Source organism: Arthrobacter sp. C2, from assembly GCA_024207135.1.
In the GTDB taxonomy this organism is placed as follows: domain Bacteria; phylum Actinomycetota; class Actinomycetes; order Actinomycetales; family Micrococcaceae; genus Paeniglutamicibacter.
The window spans coordinates 1092763-1107405 of sequence record CP042428.1; the positions used below are offsets into that span (position 1 = coordinate 1092763).

Here is a 14643-nt window from a genome sequence, read left to right on the forward strand (position 1 = left end):
TTTGCGGCCCAATAGGTGGTGTGCACGATGTTGCGTCAATTGGTCGCCTTAGAACATCCATGGACGTTCACCGGGACCAGAAGTACTCCTTCTGCGCGCAACGACCGCAGGCTCAAGGCCTAGCTGAGCTTCTACGAAATGCTGGTTATGCTTGGTACTGCCATCAAGGTGAAATTTGCGCCCACGTGGCGGTCGGTAGAAAATACGGAAGGTCATATCCTATGCATTACGAATCGCGAGACGTGTTCTGCGTCTTTCCAAAGTTCGGGCCCGGAGGAATGACTACAGCAATCATGAACCGGACAGCCCAGCTGGCGGAGGCCGGACATCGATGCAAGATCGTAGCGTACGACTACGACGCGGAAATGCGGACCACCGCCGCACGCCATCAAGCATCGGGACGGCTACACTACGGCGTTGAGGTCCTGTCGCCCTATTATTCGCTGAAAGATGCCAATACCCTCGACCCTCTTACGGCGGCCGACCCCACCGTTCATGCCCTTGCTGAAGACGGATTCCTTATCCAAGACGACGAATTCACAACGCGTAACTACGCACGATATTTCACGTCTGATGGGATCTACAAGAAAAACAAGAACTGGAATCCAAGCACGGGCAAGCTGACCCACATTGATCATTTCAATGAAGACAAGGAAATATCTAGGCGGGAAGAGTTCGACGTCGCAGGAATGCTTCATCGTGAAATCGGGTACGTGCGGGGCAAGAAGAACAGAGAACGATACTTCACGGTGGACGGATTCTGTTATCTCGTTCGCTGGTACGAGCCTGAGGACAACAAACCACTAAGCGTATACACCTTCGAGCGAAGCAGCACCAAGGTGACCCGCTATTCCAGCGTCTGGGCATGGCGCCTTGATTGGTTACGCCGTCTTGTCAACAGTTGCCAGCAAAAGGTGTTAGTGCTCGGCGACGGAACTTACGTTCCCCCGCAGCTTCTAAATCTCAAGTCAGACAACGCTGCTAACTTTGTGGTACTTCACACGAACCACAGGGATGCCGACGGTGAGCTACGTCCGCGATACGAGCCCTACTTCTCGAAACTCGACAAATTTGACGGTCTTGTCGCCCTGACCCACCGTCAGGCCAAGGACATCGCTTATGAATTCGGCCTAACCAAACGTGTCTGGACAATACCCAATGCCATCAACCTTTGGCCATTGCGCAATCTTGAGAAGAACGAGCACCAGGCAGTCATCCTGGCCCGCATTACAGCCGGCAAAGGCATCGACGATTCTATTCAGGCCTTCCGCTCCGTTGTGGACCGGATCCCGGATGCAACGCTGAACATCTTTGGTGAGGGGCTCCCCGCTGACAAGGGGAAGATCGTCAACAAACTTAAGGCCTTGATCACAGAACTTGGACTCGAAAACAACGTCTTCCTGCGCGGATACACCAATGAGGCGCTTGCCGAGTTCGAAGGATCTGCACTTTCAATCCTTTCTTCTTACAGCGAAGGTCTGCCGTATACGGTTGCCGAATCGATGACGATGCAAACCCCCGTCGTCGCCTATGACTGCAAATACGGTCCAGCTGACTTCATCACCGATGGCGAGGACGGTTATCTCGTTGAAGAAGGCAACGTGGAATTGCTGGCCCAAAGAATCACGTCTCTAATGTTGGAACCCGAATTGGCGAAGAATATGGGGATCCGAGCACGGAACAAGATCAGTACCGAACATTCATCGGCGAGCTCTGCCCGCCGATGGCAAGAGCTTATTTCGACGATGATTGGTTGAACTTGATGCACCAAACCGGGACGCATTCAAATGGTGCGTCCCGGTTTGAAATAACGATTTCGTGGGATGCTCAGGCAGCCGTCGATACCTTTCACTGGTTAAGAATCGCTCGGGGACTACAGGATCTGGGGAGCTAATGCCCAGCATCCTGGGCACAGTCAGCTTTCAGTTAAGCTAGATGATGGCTCCCGTTGCCCGGATGGTTGCCGTTTCGCATATTAATGTTAGGTAATTGTCTTGCTTCGTCGTCAAATCATCTGGAACTTCTATATCCAACAAGGCAGACTCCAAGCGCGAAAAGGCCAATGGTCCAAAGCCGCGAAACTATTTGAACAAGGCGCCGCGGTGACACCGACGGCCGATGCGTTTTACTACTTGGGCAATGCCCAGTTTCAACTAAAGAAATATCGAGAGGCCCTCGAATCGACCGAGCGATCCATCGCTATGGCCGGAAACGACCCTGCTCGCCAGATCCGACTGGGAGCCCTTTATGAGCGAGTTGGCCGTCATATAGATGCTGTGCGGGTCTACTCAACGGCGCTGCAGGCGGATCCCGGAAATGTAGGGCTCAGCAAACGCCTCACACGCGCCGAGAAAAACGCCAAGGACACCACCCAGATCGCCGTAGCAGCGCCGAAGAAGTTAAGCGCGATCGAATCGGCCATTGAGGAGCTCGACGGTACGACCAAGACGCTCCTGGCCACCGGTGAACCTTGGAAGCGCCTCGCATTTTTGACAAAGGCAATGGGTGACGATCCGAAGAATGCCATTTGGCCGTACCATTGCGGCCTTACCGAACTACAGTTGGGTCGGGAGAAATTAGCAGTAAAATACTTCTCGCAGGCGGCACACCTCGATCCTGACGATCATTCCATTTTATTCCACCAGGCCTTGGCGATGCTTCGGTGCGATCAACCTGAAGCGATCGAGGCGACAGTAACCAAGGGCCTTGCCCTCAAGGGTGCAGCCGTGGACAAGGATGTCGAGCCCGGAGCATTCTTCCAATCCAAAGGCCTTTGGGGTCCGGCAGCCAAGCTATACGAACACCGCTTGAAGATGAAACCATCGCATTCGGACCTTAACTATCGCCTCGGCGTTGCTCATGAACGTCTGCAAAATTGGTCCAGTGCGGCAACCTTTCATTACCGGGCACTGATCTTCGAACCAGAGTCCGCTGCACGCCATTTTCGATATGCTACTGCGCTAGAGCGGTTGTGCCGTTTCACCGAAGCGGCCGAGGCCTATGCGGTTGCCGTGCGGCTCACCAAAGGCCCACAAACTGACTGGCTTTACCGTCAGGCTTCAGCACTGAACGCAGCGGGTGACACTGCGGGCGCCATTGCCGCATTCATTCGGCTCTACCCGGAGGACGAAGCTCTCCTATGGATCGAACCTGGCTCATCCAGCGAAGAGTACGACATATCCGCATACGAATCGGAACTGCTCGCCAAGAATCTCCAGCACGCATTGACAACACACGATCCAAAGCATCTCTACGAACGAGGTTCAGCCTTCCTTAGGCAAAAGCAGTTCGACATTGCCGCCACCGCACTGCAAGCCGCAGTCCGGCAGCAATCAATCCACAAGCCTCGATGGTATTTCCGCTTGGCTCTGGCACAGCTCGCAGCGGGTTACACTGCCGAGGCGATCGAGAGCTTCCGCGATACCCAAAAGTTCAGGGGTCCAGTCAGCATCGGTAGTCACAGCTACTTCAAAAAGGAATGGCAAGAAAAGGCCATGCAGTACGTGGAGTACTCTCAGTCCTTGGCACTTGAGGAAAACACTGTACTTTTCGAAAGCTACCAAGGCAACAGGGTCGATTGCAATCCCGCCGCCATCTATCGTGAGCTCCGCTCAGACCACCGCTACTCCCACATGAGATTCGTGTGGATCATTGGCGCAAAGACCATGATTCCGGACGACGTCACCAACGACCCTCGGGTTAGTCTTGTCAGGCACGGCTCGGACCTCTACCGGAGAAGTTTGGCTACGGCCAAGTACCTCGTGTCCAACGTGACGTTTCTCCACTACTTCGTGAGACGTGAGGGACAACGATATCTGAACACGTGGCACGGGACACCGCTCAAAGCACTGGGCAAGGACATCACCGGAGGGTTCATGCAACATGGAAACGTTGCCCGGAACTTCATACAGGCGACCCACATCCTGGCACCGAACAATCACACCCATGAAAGCCTCATCCGGGGACACGACGTCGAGGGGCTGTTCACCGGCAAGGTTGCCCGGCTGGGCACACCGCGGATCGATCGAATGATGTCGATTTCTCCGGCCCGGAGGAGTGAACTGTTCAACCGACTGGGTCTTGCCGACGACGGACGACAGGTCATCTTCTATGCACCTACGTGGCGTGGTTCCCGGGACAGCAAGCATTTTGACCGTGACAAGCTCATCAGTGATCTCAGCACATTGTCCAAGCGGAACGCACACGTAGTCTTCCGTGCACACCGCCTGACAGAGGCTCTACTCAAAGGCGTCGACCTGGACGTGACACTGGTTCCGGCCGATATAGATTCCTATGATGTCCTCGGAATCACTGATGTGCTCATTACTGACTATTCAAGTATCTTCTTTGATTTCCTTCCCGCACGTCGCCCAATCGTCTTCTACGCATATGACCTGGACGAGTATCTTTCGGAACGGGGACTCTATTTCGAATTATCCAAAATGCCTGGTGAAATCGCGCGCACCATTGTCGAACTTGGCGAGTGCCTAGACCGAGCGGCGGATTCCGGCATCCAGAATACAGAGCAGTACGACCGGGCCGTCGAGGAGTTTGCCCCGCGCGAACAGGGAAACGCCGCACAACGCGCCGTGGCCTTCCTAATGGAAGACGATGTCGAGTTCGTTGTGGATCTCCCGCAAACGAATCGTGAACTGATCTTGTTTCGCCACAACTTTGCGCCAGGTGCGACCACCGAGGCAGTCCTGGACTTCGTGTCCAAGCTCGATCCATCACGTTTCAGGGTCATCGTGCAATTCGACCGGACAGCAATCCAGCATTCTCCTGCACGCCGGGCAAACGTCGACCGGTTGCCTGGTCACGTCCAGCGCTTGGTTCGCTCCGGCGAATTCTTGGCATCCGTTGAGGAACGATGGGTCATCAACACCTTCAACAAGGCCCACAGTTGGGCCAATGCGGAGCAGGAAGGCATCTTCCGCCGGGCCTTCGAACGCGAGTTCCGCCGCACGATCGGAACCGCCAAGTTTGATGAGGTCTTCCAAATAGCCTCCGACGATCTCGTCGGAAGAGCTATGCTGGCATCGTCGCGAGACAATGCCAGAAACCGAGTCCTCTTCCTGGACCGGACTCTTGAAGATGTCAGGCGTGGGACGGATGCCGTTGACGTCACAGAGGCGCTTCCAGTCGCAGGTTGGTACGACAACCTCATCACCGACATGACTGAACATGCAACGTCGCAGCACCTATAGCCATATTCTTGCCCGTCCGGACTGCTAACGAAGCAGGCCGGATGGCTGGGCCAAGGCCATCCAAAGTCCGGCGCTGGAATGCTTTGAGCTTTTGCCCGGCCTGGTATTTTGGTTTGATCGCTCTGGCCATGACGGTCGTGACATCACGCTATTGAATCGTTGTTTCCCACATTCTTCGGAAAGGGCGTTCGGTAGCGGGTGTAGGTCATTATTTTGTGGAAAATTGTCACATCGTGGACACCGGACCCTGCTACTTCGAGGACACCTGAGTATTCGACGCTTTGGGGGCCACCCATTATCGTGCTTGGGGGCCAGCGATATTGCCGTCGGGGGCCAGCAGCTGCCCGGATGGGAGCCACCTGCCCCAGCGTATCCACCGATGCTGGGCGGTGCCGATCTTCTCTCGCATGTTCCAACTTCCAACATCGGTCCGGACGGTGTTGGGAAGATCCGGTCCGTGGCCGCGTCGTCGTGGACGAAGCGCCGGGCCGCGGGCGCCGGGGCCGGCCTTATGGCACCGCTCGCGGAACGCCGCCCGGTCGCAGCGGCCTGGCCTGTGCCCACGCAGCGCGCGCAGGCGCTTTTCGGTGGCGGGTTCCGGCAATGGCCGCCCCGCGCCGGCAGGACTGAACCGGCCATGCTCTTCCAGAGCCTCGCAACGTCCATCGGGTTGTCCCGGGTAATCGCTCCACCTGTGGCCCGGCCGGCTCACGGCACGGGAACGGCCACCTGTCGACGGCAAGGCGGCTCCCACCAACGCCATTGGTGGCTCCCAGGGAGAATATTCCTGTTTTCCCGGGATGGTCCCCACTCGCAATATTGCTGGTTACCACAGCAGCAAATATTCACACCAACGCCCAAATTTTCTTTTCCCAACACACATGCCACCGAAAACCCCATCTATCGACCCAGTTCCCTTCTGACCGACTCGAGTCGGTCTCCGCAAGATGATCAACCCGTTGGGTAGCGGCGAGCACCAGTCATATTTCTTAGCCGTCCTTGACCAAGACAATGGCGGCTACGCATAGTCCGTAGCCGCCATTGTCAACTGTCCTTACTCCGACGTCTAAAGATTCGGTACCGCGTCAGTGATTCTTTTCTCCAAGGGTTCCGAGAGCGTCCGGGCAAATGTGGCAGTCAGGTGCGAACCATCGAAGTACGGGACGACGGACCCAATCACAGCGGGGCAGACATCCTGGTTGCAAAAGAATTCAGTCATGTTAATCGTGTGCACGAACGGAAAGTTGTTCTCCTGGGCCGCTGTCGCAAGCGGATCCAAAGACTTCCACGATTTTGGAGTTCCAGAACATTCCTGCAACGGATCATCGCTGCTTGCCAGGCAGTCCGGCACATTACTGACGGTGTGGGCGGGGAACGGTGTGTCACGGATAACCACTATTGGCGTATCCGCTTTGGCCCAGCGAGCTAGATAGCTTGCGTACCCATCGATAGCCGCCTGTTCAGTGTTCTCCAGTTCGTAGCCTTCCACCGGAAGGCTCTGCCTATCGGACGTGATGATGAGGTCATACTGACCGGATTCCGTTTTATCCTGGACCCACCGGCCATAGTCAAGGCACCCTTCGATTTTTGCAGGTGTGTTGAATGCGGTTGGCGCATCGGTCGGTGCGCAGCTGGAGGCCAAGTACGTGGTGATGGTCCATCCCTGCCGGTCGGCGATCTCGGTGAGCGCTGGCAGCCATTGCCCGGCGTGTGAATTTCCCGTCAGAGCTACTTGTGTCTTGCCGGTGCCGTATGTGCAGATCGGTCGATCACTGAAGTCGCCGTTTGACCAGCATTTGTCTGCGTAAGCCTGGGACTTGTCATTCTTGGCCGCAGCAGGCGAGGGCACCATCGGTGACAGGCCGGTATTCGTGCAGGAATTCACCATGGCTGCGGCGCCAAAGCAGTCAATGCCAACTTGTGACTGAACCCGCTGGATCTCCGTAGACAGCTTGGAACCAGTTTCTTCACTGCTGCTGCCGACATTGATCATGGCAGTTCCAAGCAGACCAAGGACCAAGGTTCCAACGAGCAGGAATCGTCCTCCCGTGAGGATTTTGCTTGTGTCCAAATAGGCGCGGAAACGGTCTTCCACGTATCGCTTGGAGAGGATTGAAAGTAGGAGGGTTGCAGCAACAACGACTACCTTATCCAAAATCCCAAGCTCACCGCTGTAGAACGGGAGAAAGACGATGAGCGGCCAGTGCCACAAGTAAATCGAGTACGAGTGGTCACCGAGGAAACGTGCCGCTGGATGGCTAAGAAGGCCGTTGGGAGAAAACGTATGCGAGGCGTTCGCCCAGATAACCAACGCTGTTCCGAACACGGGCAGGGCCGCCGCATAGCCCGGGAAGGCCGTGGCACCACTGTAGGTCACACCTGCATAGGCAATCGCGAGCAATCCGATCCAAGCAAGGAATCCGCCAAGCTTCGAGCGTCGCAGCGCAGCCGTGGCGGGCACAATCACCGCAACCAATGCTCCGGCGGCCAGTTCCCATGCCCGGGTAAAAGTGGAGAAGTATGCGATGCCGGGTTCAGTTACCGTCGACACCGCGGAAAAGACGAGCGAGCCAACAATGATCAACCCGATGCCAGTCGCCACGACCAGCGTGCGGTTCTTTCGAAGCATGAAGGCGAGCCCCACCAGTGCCGCAACAATGACAGGCCAGAACAGGTAAAACTGTTCTTCAACGGACAAGGACCAAAAATGTTGGACCGCTGAGACGGCGTTATCGGCCGCCAGGTAATCCACGCTGGTGGAGGCCAGACGCCAGTTCTGGATGTAGAAAGTCGAGGCTACAACTTGGGTCGCCCATTCCTTCCACACGGTAACGGGGGCGACGAGGGGAATCGCTGCGAGCGTCACGCCCAACACAAGGAATGACGCAGGCAGCAGGCGTTTGACTCGCCTCAACCAGAATGTCACCAAGTCGTTCCACGTCTTTGGCGGACGTTTCATTAGGTGCGACGTGATCAGGAAACCGGAGATCACGAAGAAAACGTCTACGCCAATGAAGCCGCCGGTCAGCCGCTGTGGCCACAAATGGTAGATAACAACCAAGGAGACTGCAATCGCCCGCAGCCCTTGGATATCACCGCGAAAGACCTTGGGCTTGCCACCTTTGTGGGCTGCGCCGGGCACAGCTTCGAGGCCTTGGCCACGCGGGTCGCCAAAATGCCGGCCTTTGACCTGCGCGGTCAATTTCGTATCTTGAATCATCGGCCCTTAGTCCAGTAATGCGTCGACGAACGCTTCGGCATCAAACGGTGCCAGATCGTCCGGACCTTCGCCCAGGCCCACCAGCTTGACCGGAACACCGAGCTGCCGCTGGATGGCCACAACAATGCCGCCCTTGGCGGTGCCGTCGAGCTTCGTGAGGACGATGCCGGTGACGTTGACGACCTCGGAGAAGACCTTGGCCTGGTTCAGGCCGTTCTGCCCGGTGGTCGCGTCCAGGACCAAAAGGACCTCGTCAACGGTTGCCTTCTTTTCGATGACTCGTTTGATCTTGCCAAGCTCATCCATCAGGCCGACCTTGTTCTGCAGGCGGCCGGCGGTGTCGATCATGACAATGTCGACCTCCTGCTCGATGCCCGCGGTCACTGCCTCGAAGGCAACGGATGCCGGGTCGGCTCCGTCGACGTCGGACTTGACGGTGGGTACACCCACGCGGTCGCCCCAGGTGGCCAGCTGTTCGGCTGCAGCGGCACGGAAGGTGTCTGCTGCACCGAGGATGACGTCCTTGTTCTCGGCAACCAACACGCGGGCCATCTTGCCGATGGTGGTGGTCTTGCCGACGCCGTTGACACCAACCACCATGATCACGTTCGGGCGGTCAGCATGGCGAACCGGGATGAAGTTGCGGTCCATGGTGGGGTCGACCAGCTTGATGAGCTCCTCACGGAGCATGTCGTGGACCCGCTGCGGGTCACGGCTGCCTTCAACCTTGACGCGTTCGCGCAATGCGTCGACGAGCTCAAGGGTCGGTTCGGTGCCCAAATCTGCCAAGAGCAAGGTCTCTTCGATTTCGTCCCAGACGTCTTCGTCGATCTTGTCCTGGCTCAAAAGGGCGAGCAGGCCCTTGCCCAGGACGTTGTTGGACTTGCTCAGGCGGGCGCGCAGCCGCGCCAGACGCCCCTGGACCGGTTCGGGGACATCGGTGGGGACGAGCACCTTGCCGGCGGTTTCGTCGACAACGTCGATAGCCGCGGCATCGGCATCGGCCGGGGCCGTTGCCTCCGGGGCCTCGATGGATGGTGCATCCGTGGTGAGCGTGGGCGCTGGGTCGTTGGCGTCGCGCGGACCGGTGTACGTTCCCTTGGGTGCCTTACGGCCACGCACAAGGAAGAAGGCAGCACCAATACCGATGACGGCAACCACTGCAACGAGGACAATGATCAAGTTAAGTTGTTCTGACACCGTCCTAGCTTCTCACAGACTAAACTGGTCTTACCTATGCCTAAGAATGCTTCGACCTCCGATTTCCCTGAAAAACCGGTTAATCCGGATTTACGGAAATTGCCGTCGGTCCCCCGAGAAATCCGTGTCCTTGTCGCGGCCGCCTTTGTTGTTGCCTTGGGCTTCGGGCTCATTGCCCCGATCCTTCCCCAATTTGCCACCAGCTTTAACGTCGGTGTTGCCGCTGCCAGCGTCATTGTCAGCATCTTCGCTTTCGCCCGGCTGATCTTCGCGCCCGTCAGCGGGAAGCTGACCGATCGGCTGGGGGAACCCACCGTCTATGTCACAGGTGTATTGGTTGTCGCCGCTTCGACGATCCTGTGCGGCTTTGCGCAGTCGTACACCCAACTGCTGATCTTCCGCGGATTGGGCGGTCTGGGATCGACCATGTTCACGGTCTCCGCCATGGCCCTGATTGCCCGGATGTCTCCGCGGGAGATCAGGGGCCGGATCGCCGGGCTGTATTCCGGCTCATTCCTGCTGGGCAATGTCGCAGGGCCCGTGCTTGGCTCCTTTGCGGCCGGCATGGGTTTCCGGATCCCGTTTTTCATCTACGGCGGTGCGCTCATTGTTGCCGCAGCAATTGTGTACTTCTCCCTGTCGCATTCGCGTGGGGCCACCGAGAAGAGCGCAACCGAGGAAGCCGTTGTTGTTGAACGAATCCCGTTGTCCGAGGCCTGGGGCACTGCCGCTTTCAGGGCCGCTCTGGTGTCTGGGTTCACCAATGGCTGGATGGCCTTTGGCGTCCGGATGTCCTTGATCCCGCTCTTTGCCGTCGCCGCGTTTGCTTCAAAGGGAACCTTGCTGGCTGGCCTGGCGCTGGCCATCTTTGCCGTGGGAAACGGTGCGGCGTTGACCGTTGCCGGTAGGCTCACGGACACCTACGGGCGACGACTCCCGATTCTTGTGGGACTGTCTATCGCATCGCTGTCCACGGCCGCAATAGGTTGGGTGGACAACATCCCGTGGTTCATTGCCCTATCGGTCATTGGCGGCATCGGCACCGGCCTCATGGGGCCGGCCCAACAAGCAGCGATAGCCGATGTGGTGGGTCAAGGTCGAAATGGAGGCAAGGTCTTGGCTACATTCCAGATGGCCACCGACTTTGGTTCCATCATTGGCCCGATCCTTGCGGGCCTCATTGCCGATCAGGTGGGCTTCGGGTGGGCCTTTACCGTCAGCGGCGCCTTGGGCTTCTTCGGTGTCCTGGCTTGGTTGCTGGTCAAGGAGAAACGTGAAACCTCCACCCAGGACTCACCAATGCCCTAGTTAATGCGCGCTTCCTCCATTGCAGGATCTCCCGGCAAAGAAATTGGCAAAGCTATGCGCTTTGGGCCTCCTCGCGCTCTACGCGTTGGCTGATCACCATGGAAACTCCATCTCCACGCATGGTCACCCCGTACAGCGCATCCGCGACTTCCATGGTGCGCTTCTGGTGGGTGATCACAATGAGCTGGCTTGACTCGCGCAACTCCTCAAAGATCGTGATCAGCCGACCCAGGTTGGTGTCGTCCAGTGCCGCTTCCACCTCGTCCATAACGTAGAAGGGTGATGGCCGGGCCTTGAAGATGGCTACCAGCAAGGCAACCGCCGTCAGGGACCTCTCCCCACCCGAAAGCAGGGAGAGGCGTTTGATCTTCTTGCCTGCGGGGCGTGCTTCAACCTCGATGCCGGTGGTGAGCATGTTGTCCGGGTCGGTAAGGACGAGGCGTCCATCTCCCCCTGGAAAGAGACGGCCGAAGACCCGCTCGAATTGTGCCGCGGTGTCGTTGTAGGCCTCGGTGAAGACCCGCTCGACCCGCTCGTCAACGTCCTTGATGATGTCCAACAGGTCCTTGCGACTGTTCTTCAAGTCCTCCAACTGCGAGGTCAGGAACGTGTGCCGTTCCTCGAGCGCAGCAAACTCTTCCAAGGCCAACGGATTGACCCGACCCAGGGCCGCGAGGTCCCTTTCGGCTTTCTTCAACCGTTTTTCCTGCTCGACACGGTCAAAGGCAATTCCTTCAGGAATCGAGTTGCCCTCGTCGTCGACTTCCTGGCGAAGGGCTGCCCATTTGTCGTCTTCGGGGGGTGGCTGGGGCACCGGCAAATGTGGCCCAAAGTTTTCAACGAGGTGTTCACTCGTGAGCCCGAGTTCCTCAATGGACCGGTTCTCGAGCGTTTCAATGCGCAGGCGCTGTTCGGCGCGTGCCATTTCATCACGGTGCACCGAGTTGGTCAGTTCGGCCAATTCGTGGCCCAGCTTGTCCACCCGCTCGCGGACCACCGACAACTCTGATTCCAGTTCTTCGCGCCGCTGCTGGAGCTGCTCGCGTTCCCTGTCGGCAAGATCGATCGACACGTCCATGAAAGAAATGACTCGCTCGACCTTGGCCGAGACTTCTCGGGCAGCTGATGCCTGGCTTCGGCGAATCTCGGCGCGGCGCTGTGCCTCGGCACGTGCCCGGCGTTCGGTCTCGGCCGCCCGCTTCAGCGACTCGACGCGGCCACGGAGTGCGTTGGCGCGTTCCTCCGCACTGCGCAGGGCCAGCCGGGCGTCGAGTTCCTTCTGCCGGGCTGCGGAGGCGGCCGCAGCAAGTACGTCGCGTTGGTCCGTTTCGGGTTCGTGGTCCTCGGGTGCTTCCTGGGCCATGTCCAGGCGTTCGACAAGTTCGGCGAGTTTTTCCTCCTCCACTTCGAGCTTTTCCTGCGCCACGGCGATCTGTTGTTCGAGGCGTTCACGCTCGCCGTGGCCCTGGCGCAGCAAGGAACCAAGATGTTCCATGCGCTGCGCCACGGCGGAGATCCTGGCATCGGAATCGTGCAGCCGGCTCAGCGCCGCATCCGCGGCTTCCTCCGCTGCCATGAGCTGGGTGGTGAGCTCCGCGGCTTCGAGGCGCATGGCTGAAAGCTTCTCGTCAATCACGGCCAGTTCGGCCTCGGTTTCAATGATGGCGGCATTCTGTTCAATCAATGAGGGCGCGGCTGTCGTTCCGCCGCTGGCCGTGCCCGAGGTAAGGATGTCTCCGGCCAGTGTCACGGCCGTCAAGTGTGGGTCGTGCTCCAGCAGCTGCCGGGCTTCGGGCAGGTCGGCCACGACCACTGTGGAGTGCAGCACGTGAGCCAGCGTACCTGCCAGCGTCCCGGGGGTTCCGATGACCTCAAGCACGTGCGTTCCAAGGGGAGCTGCGGCGTTGGGCCGTGTTGCTGCATCAAGGTTGCCGTTGACCAAGTGCACCCGGCCGCCGTCGGTTTCCCGCAGGTCCCCAAGGATTGCCAAGGCGTGGTCAAGTTCCTCCACGGCGATGGCTTCGGCAACCGGGCCCAAGGCTGCGGCAACGGCGACTTCATAGCCGTTTTCGACCTCGAGGTATTGAGATAGACGGCCCATCAAACCTTTGTGCCCACCGGCAAGGATTTCTTCGGAGGCGTCCTTGCGGACTGCCCCCATGCGCAGCGCCTCAAGCCTTCCTCGCAAGGCACCCAGCGTCGTGGTGAGTTCCTGCTCGGCCGCCCGCTGGGCATCCATCTTGGCCACCAGGGCCTCGTGGCGGTCGGCTGCATTCTCATAGGCCGTATCGAGGTCCTCCTCACCGCTTTGGACGGAGGCGGCCTGTTGTTCGAGGGCGGCAAACTCGTTCGCCGTTCCCTCCCGGCGCTCGGCCCAGCCCGCCAGGGACTGCCTGAGGCGGCCCAGCTCACCCTCGGTGGCTTCGGCCTTGCTGCGGGATGCACCGATCTGTCCGGCCAGCCGCGCCAATCCTTCGCGGCGGTCGGCGGCCGTGCGCAATTCGTTGGTGAGCCGTTGTTGCTCCGCGTGGGCGGCTTCCTCGGCTTCCGTCTTGGCTTCGAGTGCTTCTTCCAGAAGTTCCTGGCGCATCTCCAGGTTTTCTTCCAATTCCTCGAGTTCGTCGCCGAGGCGTTCGGCCTGCGACTCCAACCTGTCGGGATCGCGGCTTGGGTCGAATTCGGGGCCGTCGGTACCCAGCAGGCGGGAGCGTTCGGCCGACAGCGCGCCCAGGGACCTGAAGCGCTCTCGGGTGGACGTCAGCCCGAACCAGAGGTCCCGGGCCTTGTTCAGTGCCGGGGTGGCATGTGCGGCGGCCACCTCCAGGCTGGCCAGTTCTGCCCTGGATTCCTCGAGCCGTCCCTGGACCACCTGCTGGGCAGCTCGCTGGCTGGCCTCATCAGCGATGTCTTTTTCCAGGGCCATCCGCAGGGCTACCAGGTCATCGGCCAGGAGCCGTGATTTCGCATCGCGAACCTCGAATTGGACGGCCTGTGCGCGGCGGGCAATCTTGGCTTGTTTTCCCAAGGGGGTGAGCTGGCGGCGGATTTCACCGGTGAGGTCCTCGAGCCGGTTCAGGTTCCCCTGCATGGCGTCGAGTTTGCGTACGGTTTTTTCCTTGCGCCGCCGGTGCTTGAGCACGCCGGCCGCTTCCTCGATGAAACCGCGACGGTCCTCGGGTGTGGCATGCAGGATCCGGTCCAGCTGCCCCTGGCCGACAATCACGTGCATTTCGCGGCCCAAGCCGGAATCGGACAGGAGCTCCTGGATGTCCAGCAGGCGGCAGGAATTGCCGTTGATGGCGTACTCGGAGCCGCCTGCCCGGAACAGCGTCCGGGAGATCGTAACTTCCGCGTACTCAATCGGCAGCGCGCCGTCGCTGTTGTCGATGGTCAGCGAAACGTGTGCGCGCCCCAACGGCGCCCGGCCGGAGGTCCCGGCGAAAATGACGTCTTCCATCTTGCCGCCGCGCAGCGTCTTGGCGCCCTGCTCCCCCATGACCCAGGCCAATGCGTCCACAACGTTTGATTTGCCCGAACCGTTGGGTCCCACCACTGCGGTGACACCCGGTTCGAATTCAAAGGTCGTCGCCGAGGCGAACGACTTGAATCCGCGAACGGTGAGTGTTTTCAAATGCACGTGGGGGCGTCCTGGGTATTTGGTGGCTAAAGTGGTCGGTGGGCTGCCTTCCATCCTATCGAGTCGCTCCG

At 58.9% G+C, this 14643-nt stretch carries 6 protein-coding genes; 3 read left to right on the top strand and 3 right to left on the bottom strand.

Annotated elements, in window-relative coordinates; translation table 11 throughout:
- The first annotated feature begins 278 nt into the window (after positions 1 to 278).
- Together FPY90_RS05140 and FPY90_RS05145 are read left to right on the top strand one after the other, a co-directional pair.
- Entirely contained in the window at positions 279 to 1757 is a 1479-nt protein-coding gene (locus FPY90_RS05140) for a glycosyltransferase (RefSeq protein ID WP_498684216.1), read from the top strand.
- Between the two features lie 237 nt (positions 1758 to 1994).
- Positions 1995 to 5207: a CDP-glycerol glycerophosphotransferase family protein gene (locus FPY90_RS05145; RefSeq protein ID WP_498684217.1), complete on the top strand. Its 3213-nt coding sequence runs from the start codon at positions 1995 to 1997 to the stop codon at positions 5205 to 5207.
- A 1066-nt stretch (positions 5208 to 6273) separates the two neighbouring features.
- Here the strand turns inward: FPY90_RS05145 and FPY90_RS05150 are convergent.
- Both FPY90_RS05150 and ftsY read right to left on the bottom strand, forming a co-directional pair.
- Complete coding sequence (locus FPY90_RS05150; protein WP_498684218.1) at positions 6274 to 8427, bottom strand: acyltransferase family protein; 2154 nt, start codon at positions 8425 to 8427, stop codon at positions 6274 to 6276.
- Between the two features lie 6 nt (positions 8428 to 8433).
- Positions 8434 to 9627 (bottom strand): signal recognition particle-docking protein FtsY, encoded by a 1194-nt coding sequence (ftsY, locus tag FPY90_RS05155; protein WP_498684220.1) that lies wholly within the window; start codon positions 9625 to 9627, stop codon positions 8434 to 8436.
- Positions 9628 to 9726: 99 nt separating this feature from the next.
- On the opposite strand from ftsY, the gene FPY90_RS05160 reads away from it, so the two are divergent.
- Positions 9727 to 10935: an MFS transporter gene (locus tag FPY90_RS05160; protein ID WP_498684222.1), complete on the top strand. Its 1209-nt coding sequence runs from the start codon at positions 9727 to 9729 to the stop codon at positions 10933 to 10935.
- A gap of 52 nt (positions 10936 to 10987) precedes the next feature.
- On the opposite strand, the gene smc is transcribed toward FPY90_RS05160, so the two are convergent.
- A complete protein-coding gene (smc, locus tag FPY90_RS05165; protein WP_498684224.1) occupies positions 10988 to 14572 on the bottom strand; it encodes a chromosome segregation protein SMC in 3585 nt (1194 codons plus the stop codon).
- Positions 14573 to 14643 lie beyond the last annotated feature (71 nt).

What these genes read in the sequence shown, in the direction of transcription:
- FPY90_RS05140 (WP_498684216.1), top strand. Translation starts at nt 279, where the DNA reads ATGACTACAGCAATCATGAACCGGACAGCCCAGCTGGCGGAGGCCGGA.
- FPY90_RS05150 (WP_498684218.1), bottom strand. Translation starts at nt 8,427, where the DNA reads ATGATTCAAGATACGAAATTGACCGCGCAGGTCAAAGGCCGGCATTTT.